The organism is Pseudomonas sp. EA_15y_Pfl1_P101, assembly GCF_963970835.1.
GTDB classification, from domain to species: domain Bacteria; phylum Pseudomonadota; class Gammaproteobacteria; order Pseudomonadales; family Pseudomonadaceae; genus Aquipseudomonas; species Aquipseudomonas tritici.
Window position 1 is genome coordinate 1 of sequence record NZ_CAXAPA010000025.1, and the last position, 13172, is coordinate 13172.

Annotated in this window: 12 protein-coding genes and 2 pseudogenes; 7 read left to right on the top strand and 7 right to left on the bottom strand. The window is 57.6% G+C overall.

Annotated features, from left to right (window positions below):
• Positions 1 to 2833: RHS repeat-associated core domain-containing protein (locus AACY36_RS26795; RefSeq protein ID WP_339420452.1), on the top strand; the 2833-nt coding region annotated here is incomplete at its 5' end.
• 82 nt (positions 2834 to 2915) lie between these two features.
• Positions 2916 to 3299 (top strand): hypothetical protein, encoded by a 384-nt coding sequence (locus AACY36_RS26800; RefSeq protein WP_339420451.1) that lies wholly within the window; start codon positions 2916 to 2918, stop codon positions 3297 to 3299.
• A 6-nt stretch (positions 3300 to 3305) separates the two neighbouring features.
• Here the strand turns inward: AACY36_RS26800 and AACY36_RS26805 are convergent, their stop codons facing one another.
• Complete coding sequence (locus AACY36_RS26805) at positions 3306 to 3743, bottom strand: DUF3995 domain-containing protein (RefSeq protein ID WP_339420450.1); 438 nt, start codon at positions 3741 to 3743, stop codon at positions 3306 to 3308.
• 150 nt (positions 3744 to 3893) lie between these two features.
• Between AACY36_RS26805 and AACY36_RS26810 the strand changes: the two are divergent.
• Both AACY36_RS26810 and AACY36_RS26815 read left to right on the top strand, forming a co-directional pair.
• A pseudogene (locus AACY36_RS26810) lies at positions 3894 to 4178 on the top strand (DUF2946 domain-containing protein); the annotation flags it as partial.
• Position 4179: 1 nt separating this feature from the next.
• Positions 4180 to 4807, top strand: a pseudogene (locus AACY36_RS26815) (TonB-dependent receptor domain-containing protein); the annotation flags it as partial.
• Positions 4808 to 4990: 183 nt separating this feature from the next.
• On the opposite strand, the gene AACY36_RS26820 reads toward AACY36_RS26815, so the two are convergent.
• Complete coding sequence (locus tag AACY36_RS26820; RefSeq protein WP_339420449.1) at positions 4991 to 6007, bottom strand: ABC transporter substrate-binding protein; 1017 nt, start codon at positions 6005 to 6007, stop codon at positions 4991 to 4993.
• Positions 6008 to 6141: 134 nt separating this feature from the next.
• Positions 6142 to 6591 (bottom strand): hypothetical protein, encoded by a 450-nt coding sequence (locus tag AACY36_RS26825; protein WP_050554011.1) that lies wholly within the window; start codon positions 6589 to 6591, stop codon positions 6142 to 6144.
• Between the two features lie 417 nt (positions 6592 to 7008).
• On the opposite strand from AACY36_RS26825, the gene AACY36_RS26830 reads away from it, so the two are divergent.
• The 3 genes from AACY36_RS26830 to AACY36_RS26840 all read left to right on the top strand — a co-directional run bounded on the left by AACY36_RS26830 (position 7009) and on the right by AACY36_RS26840 (position 7932).
• Positions 7009 to 7248, top strand: a complete 240-nt coding sequence (locus AACY36_RS26830; protein ID WP_339420448.1) for a hypothetical protein — start codon at positions 7009 to 7011, stop codon at positions 7246 to 7248.
• A gap of 148 nt (positions 7249 to 7396) precedes the next feature.
• A complete protein-coding gene (locus AACY36_RS26835) occupies positions 7397 to 7627 on the top strand; it encodes a hypothetical protein (RefSeq protein ID WP_159961506.1) in 231 nt (76 codons plus the stop codon).
• Between the two features lie 68 nt (positions 7628 to 7695).
• Positions 7696 to 7932 carry a DUF2789 domain-containing protein gene (locus tag AACY36_RS26840; RefSeq protein WP_339420447.1) on the top strand — a complete coding sequence of 79 codons (237 nt, stop codon included), beginning with the start codon at positions 7696 to 7698 and terminating at the stop codon, positions 7930 to 7932.
• Between the two features lie 117 nt (positions 7933 to 8049).
• Here the strand turns inward: AACY36_RS26840 and AACY36_RS26845 are convergent, their stop codons facing one another.
• The 4 genes from AACY36_RS26845 to AACY36_RS26860 all read right to left on the bottom strand — a co-directional run bounded on the left by AACY36_RS26845 (position 8050) and on the right by AACY36_RS26860 (position 13162).
• The gene (locus tag AACY36_RS26845; RefSeq protein WP_445261123.1) at positions 8050 to 9726 is read right to left on the bottom strand and encodes a methyl-accepting chemotaxis protein; all 1677 of its coding nucleotides are present in this window, start codon (positions 9724 to 9726) and stop codon (positions 8050 to 8052) included.
• A 96-nt stretch (positions 9727 to 9822) separates the two neighbouring features.
• Positions 9823 to 10227 (bottom strand): TraR/DksA family transcriptional regulator, encoded by a 405-nt coding sequence (locus tag AACY36_RS26850; protein ID WP_003191666.1) that lies wholly within the window; start codon positions 10225 to 10227, stop codon positions 9823 to 9825.
• Positions 10228 to 10559: 332 nt separating this feature from the next.
• Entirely contained in the window at positions 10560 to 11582 is a 1023-nt protein-coding gene (locus tag AACY36_RS26855; RefSeq protein ID WP_339420444.1) for an ABC transporter permease, read from the bottom strand.
• 26 nt (positions 11583 to 11608) lie between these two features.
• The gene (locus AACY36_RS26860) at positions 11609 to 13162 is read right to left on the bottom strand and encodes a sugar ABC transporter ATP-binding protein (protein ID WP_339420443.1); all 1554 of its coding nucleotides are present in this window, start codon (positions 13160 to 13162) and stop codon (positions 11609 to 11611) included.
• Positions 13163 to 13172: the final 10 nt, after the last annotated feature.

Genomic DNA, 13172 nt, shown 5'->3' on the forward strand with positions numbered 1-13172 from the left:
GGATGACGGTCCGTTTGTCTGGGTGACGGAGCAGAAGGTTGTTTCCTATGCCTATGACGATGCCGGTCGGTTGGTTTCAGCGACCAATGCTGTAGGCGAAAGTGAGGTTTATCGGTACGACGATCAGCACGTCATTCTTGAGCGCGGACTGGCCGGTGGGGCGAGCTTCTTTTGGGAATGGGAACGGTCTGGTAAGGCGGCGCGGTGTGTCCGGCATTGGGCGAGCTTTTCGCAGATAGACACGCGGTATGTGTGGGATGACAACGGCCAGGTCACGGTTCATAACGCCGATGGCAGCCAGGAAGTCTACGTGCATGACCAGCGGGCGCGGCTGGTACAGCGCGTGGACCCGGATGGTGCCGAGCACTTCAAGTCCTACGATGACAAAGGCCGGCTGACGGTTGAGCAGGATCCTCTCGGCGCGATAACAGCCTACCAATACGACGAAGCTGGGCGGTTGGTGGCGCTGTTTCCGGGGGATGATGAGCCGACTGCCTACGAGCATGACAATGGCTTCGTACGGGTTGTAAGGCGGGGTCTGGCGGTTTGGAAATACGAGCGCAATGATCAGGGCGACGTTACGCGTAGGACCGATCCAGACGGACACTCCACGGACTACAGCTATAACAAACACGGGCAGTTGATTGGGGTTTGGTACCCGGATCACAGTTGTCAGCGGCTGGTGTGGAATGAGCGTGGCCAGTTGCTTGAAGAGCAATTACCGAATGGCGGAATCAAGCGCTATCGCTATGACGACCTTGGGCGAAAAATCACCCAGAAAGACGAGCACGGCACGCTTACACAGTTCGAGTGGAACAACGTTGGGCGATTAGTCCAAATCGTCTTGCCGAGCGGTGACACGCGTAAATATACCTACAACGCTTACGGAAAAATCACCTCCGAACGCGATGAACTGGGGCACGTCACCCGTTACGAATATGCGGACGGCCTGCACCTGATCAGCCGTCGCATCAACGTCGATGGCACCCAGGTCAACTACCGTTACGACAACGTGCGGTTGTTGCTGACCGAAATCGAAAACGAAGTCGGCGAAACCTACCGACTCCAGTACCACAGCAACGGCCTGATCCAGCAGGAAACCGGGTTTGACGGCCAGCGCACCGCCTACGCCTACGACCTCAACGGCAACCTGCAAGAAAAGACCGAACATGGCGACGATGGCAGTCAGCTAGTCACTCGCTACGAACGCGACCACGCCGGTCGACTCGTAAGAAAAACCCTGCCCGACGGCAACATCGTCGATTACGCCTACGACCGCCAAGGCAACCTCCTCAGCGTCGACGACGGCCACTGGGCGCTGGCCTACGAATACGACCCACAAAACCGCCTGACCGCCGAACACCAAGGCTGGGGCACTTTGCGTTACGGCTACGACGCCTGCGGCCAACTTCAAAAACTGCGCCTGCCCGACAACAACCGCCTCACCTTCAATCACGACAAAGGCGGACACCTTTCCACAGTTGAACTGAATGGTGCGGTACTGACCTCACACCTATTCAGCGCCGGCCGCGAGCAGCAACGTGCCCAAGGAAAACTGCTCAGCAGTTACCAACACGACGACCAAGGGCGCCTGTTCAACCAAGGCATCGCCGATGCCGAAGGCACTGTTTACCGCCGCCACTACGACTACGACAAATCCGGCCACCTCACCCGCCTCATCGATACCCGCAAAGGCGAACACCACTACCACTACGACCCACTAAACCGCCTCACCCGCGCCGACCACTCCCAAGGCGAGCAGGAACGTTTCGGCCACGACCCGGCCGGCAACCTGCTCATGCAAGACCGCCCCGGCCCAGACATCGTCACCGGCAACCGCCTGATGATCCAAGGTGACCGCCATTACGACTACGACGCCTTCGGCAATCTGATCCGTGAACGCCGAGGCAAAGGCCAGCAACTCGTCACCGAATACCGCTACGACTGCCAGCACCGCCTGATCAGTATTAAAAAAACTAACGGCCAAACCGCCAGCTACCGCTACGACCCCTTCGGCCGCCGCATCAGCAAAACCATCGACGGCCTAACCACCGAGTTCTTCTGGCAAGGCGACAAACTCATCGCCGAACACCACGCGGACCGCCACCGCAGCTACCTCTACGAACCGGACAGCTTTCGCCCGTTGGCGCTGCTGGAAGGCTTCGGCCCAAAAGACACCAAGCCCTACCACTACCAACTCGACCACCTCGGCACCCCACAGGAACTCACCGCCCCGGATGGCGAAATCGTCTGGTCCGCGCATTACCGCGCCTACGGTGAAATCAGCCGCCTGGACATAGGAAAAGTCGACAACCCGCTGCGTTTCCAAGGCCAATACTTCGATCAAGAAAGCGGGCTGCACTACAACCGCCATCGCTACTACAATCCGGATCTAGGTCGTTACCTGACACCCGATCCGGTGAAATTGGCGGGTGGGAGTAACGCCTACCTATACGTGCCTAACCCGACCGGATGGGCAGATCCACTAGGCTTGAATTCTTGTCCAGGTGGCGAAAAGTGCAAACCGAAGATTGAAGCTGAAGAACCAGAAACTAAGGCAAAAGCCAATTATGGGGAGTCACTCCCGACCACCACCTCAAATATCCCGCCTGAAATGGGATATCACAAAGAAACCTATGCCAACAAACCAGTTAAACCGGAAGAAACCACCCGAAAGTGGGATGAATTTCTAGGGCCACATCCCCACACGAACACCAACCCACGAACTGGAAAACCTGATCGCGACAGGATAGTTTCTAGTGACGCAAAAAGAAGTATTCGCTATGGCTCGCACGAAATGAACAGCAAACCAAGCAAACATCACTACCATTAGGAGACATGGACTCTTGAGCTTAAAACCAACACCATGAATGTGGACAACACTGTTATTAGAGTCCCACTACCGAAGAAGTGAAATGAAGATACGAATTATCGAAGTACTTTCTACTAAGGACACTTTACTCGTCAGGTTTCAATCATCTGTCGGTAGTGGCACCGCTCTATGGGCTGGGATCCCCCCCGACATCGGCGAGGAACACGACGTAGAGTTCGATCTGGATGAAATTTTTTCTTGGGGGCGAAACATTACTCCGTCCTCCGATACGACCCCGCAGGTCACCGATATAAACGGTATCACTCAAATAACCGCTGAGTTGATTCAAGTCGCGGACGAAGAATGTGCTGCATTACAATTTGGCGACTCTATAGTTCTTGTTGAACTCGACCGACCAATCACTCAAAAATCTGGTTACGTTGACGTGCGGGCGACCAGAATCACCCTATACCCAACAAATATTTAACCCCCCTCACCCCCACGCCACCACCAACAACCCCACCCCCAACACCAAACACAACGGCGAATAAAAATACGTATCCAACCTCGCAAACCTCGACCCGCCGACTTTCTTGAAAAACCCCACCAATTCCGAATCCCCAATCGCCCTGGCAAACATTACCAAGGCAATCGCACTGATCCCCCACTGCAACGCCCCATGGGATACCGCCGAAAAGTACAACCCCGCACGCAGGCACACCATCAGCGCAATCGCCACCAATCCCATGGCGACCAGAAACGTGGCGAGCGCCGAGGGCTTGAACGCAGGCTTGGGTCCGCTGGCGAATTCTCCGGGCAGTTGGGGGATGGCGGCTAAGAAGCCAAGTTTGCCGCCGGCAGCCCAGTACAGATGCACCATGCTGATGAATGTAAAAACGCCGACAATCCATCGTGCGACTACGAAGCTCATGACTGGCTCTCTCTGACAAGGTCCGAATCAGGATAGCCCCCCTGAGATTTTCTGCAGGCATTTCGTCGGCGGCTGACGGTAAAGTGCCGCCCCATGAAACTTGCCCGTGCCGACCGCTCGCTCATTGCTTGAACGTTCTATTGCTGCGTCCTGTTCAATGTGTTCGCCTGCAGTATCGGTCATGGGCAGATGGTCGCGATGCAGCTCAATGGCATCGGCGGCCAGTTCTGTACAGTGGACCCGCGCACCCAGGCGCCCAAGCCGTCCAACTCCACTGAGGAGAACCTGCCCACGCTGTCCAAGGCGTTCGGCTGTCCGCTGCGCTCCACTGGCGGTATGGGCCCGGCGGTGAGTTCCAGCCTGAATGTGGCGGTGTTGCCACAGCCCCATGCGCCACCGCCAGCTATCGTCCTGGCTGCTGACACCCTGCCCGCTGTTCAACGGGATCAACGTCGTCGACGGCCGCTACGAGCAGCGCACGATCTGAGCGCGCTCGATCATCGACTACCGCATCAACGACAGCACCACCCTGAAAAATACCCTGTACGACTAGGACAGCCAACGCGATTACCGCAACCTGGAGACTTCTACGACATTCCGCGAACCCGGGAGAGCTTCGGCAAAGACAAGACTAACGAAGTCACCACTAAAGCACTGTTCGTGGAGAATCGCCTGGGCCTCACCGACAAATTGTCGCTGTTGACCGGCCTGCGTTACGACGCCATCGACCTGGATGTCACCAACCACCGCGTGGTCACGGCCACCAACCCTCGGCACTCCAAACGCAACTGGGAACCGGTGACCGGCCGCGTAGGCCTGACCTATCAATTCATCCCATCGGCCAATGTGTACGTGCAATACAGCACCGCCGCCGAGCAGCCAAGCACCCCCACACAAGTGTTTGATGTGTCGACAGGTAAGCAGTGGGAAGTGGGCAGCAAGTTCGACTATCTGGAGTGCCGTGGCTCGGCCACCATGGCCACCTACAAGATCAGCGCAAGGACTTTGCCGTGACCGAGCCGCAGCATCCCGGTCGACACGTATACCTCGGTGACGGGCAGAGTGCGCAACTTAACGAATGAGATGTATGCCGAGTTTGCCCATGTGTCGCCGGCGTATTATCTGGGGGCGCCGAGAACCTTCGAGCTGGCAGTACAAACCAGGTTATAAACCTGCAATGCAATCGAATGTGGGAACGTGCTTGCTCGCTCCCACATTTTGATCTCCATTCGCCAGCGAGATCGAGGTTACTTCAGGCTCGCCTCAACCTTCTGCGCCACATCCTCCGTCACCCATGCCTTCCACACTTGCGGATGTTCCTTGAGAAATGCCTGGGCCACCTCTCGTGGCGCTGTGTGATTTTCACTCATGGTCGCCAAGGCTTTATTCAGCGGTTCGATCGGAAACTCAACTTTCTCAAAGAACTGCGCAATCTGCGGATGGGCCTTCTGGAACGGCGCAGACACCCCGATACTCAACTTGGACGCCAACGAGCGCGTGGGCTTCGGATCAGGATTATCCGCATCCGTCAGGGTCTTCCAGGCCTCGGCATCGAAGGGCGGTTCCTCCAGTTGGATCAACTTGTAGCGCCCCATCAACGGCGTCGGCGACCAGTAGTAGAACAACACTGGCTTGCCCCGGCGGATTGACGAGGCAATCTCGGCATCCAGTGCCGCGCCTGAGCCGCTGCGGAAGTTCACGTAGCTGTCATCCAGACCGTAGGCCTTGAGCTTCTGTTTGTTGACCACTTCCGAGGTCCAGCCGATAGGGCTGTTGAGAAAGCGGCCCTTGCCTGGGGATTCCGGGTCCTTGAACACATCCTTGTAGCGCGCCAGGTCCTTTACGCTCTTGAGGTCCGGCGCCAGTGGCTTGATGCCTTTGGCGGGATCACCCTTGACCACGTATTCCGGCACCCACCAGCCTTCGGTTGCGCCTTTGACCGTGTCACCGAGACCAACCACCTTGCCTTCGGCCTCCGCCTTGACCCACACCGGGCTGCGGCCGGCCCACTCTTCGCCGATCACCTGGATGTCGTTCTTGGCCAGGGCGGTTTCCAGGGTGATGGTAGTGCCGGGCAAGGTGTCGGTGGGTAAGTCGTAACCCTTCTCGACAATTACCCGCAGCACTTCGGTGATCAGGCTGCCGCTTTCCCAGTTCAGATCGGCAAAATGTATCGGCGCCTCAGCGGCGCGCACCGGCAATGTGGCCATTGACAGCCCTAGGGTCGTCAGGGACGCAGCCAACAGTATTCTCAATCCTTTCATGCCTCAGCACCTCGCGATATCGCAGCCAATAGCGGAAGGCTTTGCTGCGTATGCGCGAAGCCTCTGAACAAGTAAGTCAACTCAACTGTAGTAGAGGTTCCGGGAGATAACGGGTGTTCGCGTTTTTTTGCTGATTATTCACTGGCCTTGAACGTGACCAGCTCACCCTTGCGCCATTTGGCAGCCTTGCCGGTCACGGCCTTGAGTGTTTTGGTCAGGCCTTCCTGAAGTTGCTCATTGGCGGCAAACACTAGCATCACGCTGTGGCCTTCCTTGAACACGATGCCCTGGCCTTCGGCCGAGGACACAAAGGCGTAGTCGCCCAAGCCATAGACGGTCAGCTTGATGTCGCGGAACTTCAATTCGAACTTGCCACCCTCACGACTGGGCAATACCGCCGCACGGAAGTGATCGCCGACTTTGAGTTCCAGGCGAGGTTTGTCGTCCACCACCATCGCCGCCTCGGTGTCGATTTCGGCGATGTAGATACCTTCCGGCGTCTGCTCGGTGATGTAAACGAAACGGGATTGAAACTGTTTGACCAACTTTGCGCGCAAATCACCCAGCACGAACAACGCGTGCATATCCAGATTACTGACTGCCAAGGAAACGCCCCCACATCGAAAAGAGCGCTGTCCGCCAGAGCGGACAGCACAAAAAAACGGCCTTCACGGCACGACCACATCACTCATTCTTTGAAAAAAACTGAAGAAAATCCCGCTGTCGAGTCACAAGACTAGTACAGACGTACGTGATGGACCTTGTGCAAGGTCATCAGGCACCACAGGAGATCACAGGTTCAACGGCCCGAGAATACGGGCCGACCAACTTCAGAGAATAACCCAATTAAAAATGCAGTTTTCCGACACGCAAACTCAAATAAACACACTGCCATGGAACCGGGCGCTGGTCGCCTACGACAATACTAAAACAGCAACACCGATGAAAACCAGCTACAACGCTGCAATCAAGTCGTCCGGATCGATCGAAAGGAGCAGGCCATGCAACGATCAACCTACAACGCGATGTCTTCGCCCCCCCGTTCATCCTCTCAGGACGAAGCTCAATACTACCGCTTGAACGGCTTTGAAGGGTACTCGGATTCAATTCTTTACCAAGTCGTACCTGCCGGCAGAAACTTCTTCCACATCCGCGAAGTGCTCAGCGGTCGAATCAAAGGCTTTCGCAGCGACCATGTCAAGGCCTGTGAACTGGCCAAGAAACTTGAAGCCATGTTGTAAGCGCACCCAACGATCGATCGTTTCGTCAGCCCGCTAACTTAACTGCGCCGCCGACCCGCAACAACTGCCATACTGGCCCGTCCACTGAAGTTTGTGCCCACTCGGGCCAGGTTTCTCCAGTGCAGTTATCTCCAAGGGAAGGCTCTACGTGACGGAATTTGATATCGGCGAATTTTTCATCCATGGCGACGTAAGGGAAGTAGACGGTGAGTTTCAAGCAGTGATCATCATGCGGGCCAAGCCACCGCTGACCACTGTCACCACCCACCAGGTCGAAAAAGACCGCTGGTTCAAAACCGTCGACGCCGCCGCCATCGCAGCAAAGGACGCCGCCAAAGCGTTAAAAACCGCCGTAGATTCTGGCGCCCTGAATTCCTGACAATCCGATAGAACTCTACTGCGTCACAACCCTCCCATGCATAACGACCACCCTGCATGGAGAACGATATGGACGCGCCAATCCCTACCCTTGAAACCCTGTTTGACCAATTGGGCCTGGACTCAACCCCAGACGCTATCGACGCCTTTATCGCTGCGCACCCTTTGCCTGACGACGTGAAGTTGGTCGATGCGCCTTTCTGGTCCGCACAACAAGCACGTTTTCTCAAGGAAGAGCTGCGCGAAGACGCCGAATGGGCGATTGCGGTGGACGAACTGAACCAACGCCTGCATCAACCGCACTGACGGTAGATATCTACTCACGTTCAAAGGCTGAAAATTCCCCTGCAGTGATCGGGCTTGTCCCGCTCACTGCAACGATGTGTCGATGCCTATGCCCATCCCGGAAAAGCCCACGTCACGTTAACGCTTCACAGCCTCGGGTTTATAGCCCAGGCGCAGACCACCCCAATGCCGGCCCTTGACGACGATCGGCACCGATAGGTCGTGCATCAGCTCACCGGTATCGCGGGTGTAAGTCTGCAACAAAACCGCCTGTTGATGGCTGCCACAGCGGATCCCGGTGCGGTCTTCAAACTTGCGCTTGGTGCGGTTCTGCACTGCATCCACCTGCACATCGCCGGTCAATGCCTGGGAAAACGCCTTGTTGTGCGTCGGCACGTAGCCCTGGGGCGTGCAGGCAATGGCGAACACCAACCCTTCATGCCTCGGCAGCAGATCTTCCTGGATCGCCGGCAACACCTGGTCGGTATAACCGTCAAACCGGGTGTGGTACTTGCTTGGGGTGGTATTGGCAATCGGCGTGTAGCTTCGGTCGAATAGGTCATCCAGACTGATGCGGTTCTGTAGCACGTCGGCCTCGAATTGCGCGGCAATTCGGCTGGCGCCTTCACGGGCCAAGTCGTAGATCCGCTGGTGATAGTCATCCAGGCCGACTTGCGCCAAGCGTTCACTGATGGTTTCGGCTTGGCCTTCCATCTGCACGGCGGCGTCGGCCAGTTGGCGGGTTTGCTGATCGCTGACCGCCAGGTCGCTGCGCATTTGTTCCACGGCATGGAACAGGCTGTCGAGCTGGGTGCGGTTGGTGTCGGCGCCCTCGGCGATTTCATTCACCTGGCCTTCGACATCCGCCGCCAGGCTGGCGATGCTATGCAGTTGCTCACCGGCGCGCTCCACTTGCTCCACACCCGTGTGCAAGTCTGCCGAGAGCTGGCGAATCTGCTCCACCACCTGAGCCGTGCGTTGCTGGATATCGGCCACCATCACCCCAACCTCATCAGTGGCTGTGGCCGTACGGCCTGCCAGCCCGCGCACCTCATCCGCCACGACTGCAAACCCCCGACCATGCTCACCGGCTCGCGCCGCCTCAATCGCTGCATTGAGCGCCAACAGGTTAGTCTGGCTGGCGATGGACTGGATCACCAAGGTCACCCGCTGGATTTCCTCACTGCGCTGGCTCAAGGCTTCGATCAGTTCACGACTGGCATTGGCGCGCTGACTGAGCTGGTGCATGCGGGTGATCGATTGGGCCAGCACTTCGTGGCCTTCGGTGCTGCGTTGATGGGCCTGGCTGGCGGCCCCCAGGGCCTCGCGGCTGAGCTGGGAGGTGACCTTTTCGGTGCCAATCATCACCTCGGCACTGCTGACAATCTGCTTGGCTGCACTCAACTGAGACTGCAAGCGAGCCGCCAGTTGCTTGACCGAATAGGCCACGCCGGCAGCGGAGAGTGCGTTATGGCTGGTGGTATAGGACAGGTCGCGAGTCAACTCACCCATCGCATCGACAGCTTCGCAAGACGTAACAACGGGTGTGCGACGTGTCAGGCGAGGCAGCCAGATGACCAGCACGGCCAGTGGCAGGCAGACGTACAGCGGAAGGCTGGCAAATGCCAGTCCCAACAGTATCAGCACCAGGGCGATGCTCTGCGTAAGCTGCGTCAACCAGGCGGCCAACCCGCGCACTACCGATTGCGGCGCCACTGCTGCGCCCGTCAGAGATCCTTCCCCAGCCATCTTCGTCACCCCACTGCTTATCGTTATTGTCGCTGCATTAAACGCCACTATCGGGCCATTATCCATGGGCCTTTAGTGGGGTAGCTTGCAACAGATCAATACACGGGGGTGTAACGAGTCTTTCCCTGGGGGACCGCTTAGCGCCCCCCCAGCTTCACCGCATCAGGCTTGGCGCTGGTGCTTGTCGATCTGCTCGTGGCGCTCTTGCGCTTCGATGCAGTACTTGGTGGTAGGGCTGATCAGCAAGCGCTTGAGGCCGATAGGCTCGCCGCTGTCATCGCACCAGCCAAAGGAATCTTCCTTGATGCGTTCCAGTGCACGCTCAAGTTGCGGCAGCATGCGCTGGTCGCGGTCGATGGCGTTCACCAGCCAGGTGCGCTCTTCTTCAACGGAAGCGGCGTCGGCAGGGTCGGCCGGAGTGTCCAGGCTTTCAATGGCGATACGGTTCTGTTCGATGCGCTCGTGGTGTTCCACTTTCATGTCTTGCAGCAACTTCTCGAAAAAAGCGTGCTGTTCGGCATTCATGTAGTCATCCGCCGGCATGGCCAGCAACTTTTCCTTTGTCATTGATTTCTCTATAAAAAATACGTGCATTAAGGCGAATAAGGGAGCGTTCCGGCCGACCTCTGCAGGTCTCGGAAGGGCGCCGTCCATTTCAAGCGCCACCCGGCACTCAATTTACGAGGGGCGGCAGTCTAAGGCCGACTTGAGGGCACAGCAACTGAAAAGACAGGCAATTTTTCCGAGATAACCCCCAAAAGCACCAGGACGGGCTCGGCGAATGGTTATCGGAGTGCGTTTATAGCAGGAAAGTTCGTGGAACAGCTATAAGCTGCAAGCCGCAAGCGACAAGCTGTAAAGCTAATCAAACTTGCAGCTTGAAGCTTGAAGCTTGCAGCTCAACGCTTACGCTGCTTCTTATTGCGGTATTGGTCGATCACCACCGCCACCACAATGATCAGGCCCTTGATGATGTCCTGGATGTACGCATCCACCCCGACAAACGTAAACCCGCTGGCCATCACCCCCAGAATCAGTGCGCCGATCACGGTCCCCGTGATGCGCCCTACTCCGCCCGCCAGGCTGGTGCCGCCGATCACCGCGGCGGCAATCGCATCCAGCTCGTAGGACATGCCCATACCGGCCTGGCCGGTCGCAGCCCGTGCCGAGGCCACCACACCGGCCAGGCCCGCCAGGAGCCCGGCGATGCTGTAGACGATGATCAAGTGGCGCTTGACGTTGATCCCCGACGTACGCGCCGCCTGCATGTTGCCGCCGATGGCGTAGGTGTACTTGCCGTACTTGGTGTAGCGCAGGGCGATATGGAAGATCACAGCCACCACCAGGAAGATGATCACTGGCATCGCGCCATGGCCGATGGCCGTGTACGAGTCCGAGAGCATGCTCACCGGTTGGCCTTCGGTGTAGTAACGCGCCACGCCACGGGCAGAGACCATCATGCCGAGGGTGGCAATAAAGGGCGGGATACCGGTAACGGCAATGATACTGCCGTTGATCGCCCCTGCCAGCAGCCCGACGCCAAGCCCCATCGCCACCGGAATCCACACCGGCAAATCGGTCAGACTGGGAAATACCGCCCGGGAAAAATCAGAGGTTTGCGCCAAACTGGCAGCGATCATCGCCGACAACGCCAATACCGAGCCCGAGGACAGGTCGATACCGGTGGTGATGATCACCTGGGTCACACCGATGGCGAGCAAGCCGATGATCGACACTTGCAGGATCATCAGCACCAGGCGCTGGGAGTTCATCAGGAAGCTCTGGTCACGCACGATCCAGCCGAACACTTCAAACACCAGGCCGATGCCGATCAGCACCAGGAAGATGCTCAGCTCGGTGGGCACGCGTCGACGACTTTTGGTTGGCGCCGTCGTGGGTTTGTTATCCGTTATTGCATTCATAGCCCATCACCTTTTTATTCTGTACGTCAGTGGACTACCGTCATCCCGGATGCCAACTGCATGACTTTTTCCTGGGTGGCTTCGCTGCGCTCCAAGGTGCCCATCAAATCCCCTTCGTGCATCACCATGACCCGGTCGCTCATGCCCAGTACTTCGGGCAGCTCGGAAGAAATCATGATCACCGCCATGCCTTCGCTGGCGAGGAAGGAGATCAACCGATAGATCTCCGCCTTGGCGCCCACATCAATGCCCCGCGTCGGTTCATCAAGGATCAGCAGGCGCGGGTTGGTCATCAGCCAGCGCGCCAGCAAGGCCTTCTGCTGGTTGCCGCCGGACAAGGTGTCGATGCATTGCTCAAGGGACGGGGTTTTCACCCGCAGCTTCTTGCACATGTCTTCGCACAGCACACGCAGGGCCTTCTGCTGGATAAAACCGTTGCCCGAGTAGTGCGGCAGCACGGCCATTTCCATGTTTTCCAACACGGAAAGGCAGGGGAACAGGCCACTAAGCTTGCGGTCTTCGGTCAACAGAGCAAAGCCCTTCTCAATGGCCATGTGCGGATCGGTAATGCGCACCGCCTTGCCGTCCAGACTGATCTGGCCGCTGCTGCTAGGGGTGATGCCAAAAATGGTTTCGGCCACGTTGGTGCGGCCCGAGCCCATCAACCCGGCGATGCCGAGGATCTCGCCGGCGTGCAGGTCAAACGAAACGTCCTTGAATACGCCGTCCAGCGTCAGGTTGCGCACCGACAGCAACAGGTCACCGATGGGCGTCTCGCGCACCGGAAACAGCTGGCTCAGCTCACGGCCGACCATCATCGAAATCAGGCTGTCGCTGTTCATGCTGTCGGCGCGTTGCAGGCCGACGTACTGGCCGTCGCGGAACACCGCCACTTCATCGGCGATCGCGAATACTTCATTCATTTTATGGGTGATGTAGACGATGCCTTTGCCCTGGGACTTGAGGTCGGCAATGATCGAAAACAAGTGGGCCACTTCCTTGTCGGTAATGGCCGATGTCGGTTCATCCATGATCAGGATGTCGGAGTCGTAGGACACGGCCTTGGCAATCTCGACCATCTGTCGCTCGGCGATGCTCAGGTTGCCCACCTGTTCCTCGGGGTCGAGGTTGATGCGCAAGCGCGCCAGCAACTCGGCGGTGCAACGGTGCATTTCGCGGTGGTTGACCATGTGCAGGCTGTTGAGCTGCTCGCGGCCGATCCAGATATTCTCGGCGATGCTCATGTGCGGCATCAGGTTGAGTTCCTGGTGGATCATCGCGATCCCGGCCTTCTGAGCCGCCAGGGGTGTTTCAAACACAATCGGTTTGCCGCGCAGGCGAATTTCTCCGGCGTCGGGCTGGTAGATGCCAGCGATGATTTTCATCAACGTCGACTTGCCTGCTCCGTTCTCGCCCATCAGCGCCAGCACGGTACCGGGGCGCACGCGCAGCTGTACATCGGCCAGGGCCACGACACCGGGAAAGCCTTTGCTGATATTCACGATTTCCAGCAGGTAGGGTTCTTCCAACAGCTGGGGTTGGATACCGGGAGGCTGCGAGACAACGGCTTGAGCGAGCATAGAAAGGTAC

Bases quoted from the DNA above. Each gene is read 5' to 3' on its own strand.
- AACY36_RS26805 (WP_339420450.1), bottom strand. From the start codon at position 3,743: ATGAGCTTCGTAGTCGCACGATGGATTGTCGGCGTTTTTACATTCATC.
- AACY36_RS26840 (WP_339420447.1), top strand. From the start codon at position 7,696: ATGGACGCGCCAATCCCTACCCTTGAAACCCTGTTTGACCAATTGGGC.
- AACY36_RS26850 (WP_003191666.1), bottom strand. From the start codon at position 10,227: ATGACAAAGGAAAAGTTGCTGGCCATGCCGGCGGATGACTACATGAAT.
- AACY36_RS26830 (WP_339420448.1), top strand. From the start codon at position 7,009: ATGCAACGATCAACCTACAACGCGATGTCTTCGCCCCCCCGTTCATCC.
- AACY36_RS26820 (WP_339420449.1), bottom strand. From the start codon at position 6,007: ATGAAAGGATTGAGAATACTGTTGGCTGCGTCCCTGACGACCCTAGGG.
- AACY36_RS26860 (WP_339420443.1), bottom strand. From the start codon at position 13,162: ATGCTCGCTCAAGCCGTTGTCTCGCAGCCTCCCGGTATCCAACCCCAG.
- AACY36_RS26825 (WP_050554011.1), bottom strand. From the start codon at position 6,591: ATGCACGCGTTGTTCGTGCTGGGTGATTTGCGCGCAAAGTTGGTCAAA.
- AACY36_RS26845 (WP_445261123.1), bottom strand. From the start codon at position 9,726: ATGGATAATGGCCCGATAGTGGCGTTTAATGCAGCGACAATAACGATA.
- AACY36_RS26800 (WP_339420451.1), top strand. From the start codon at position 2,916: ATGAAGATACGAATTATCGAAGTACTTTCTACTAAGGACACTTTACTC.
- AACY36_RS26855 (WP_339420444.1), bottom strand. From the start codon at position 11,582: ATGAATGCAATAACGGATAACAAACCCACGACGGCGCCAACCAAAAGT.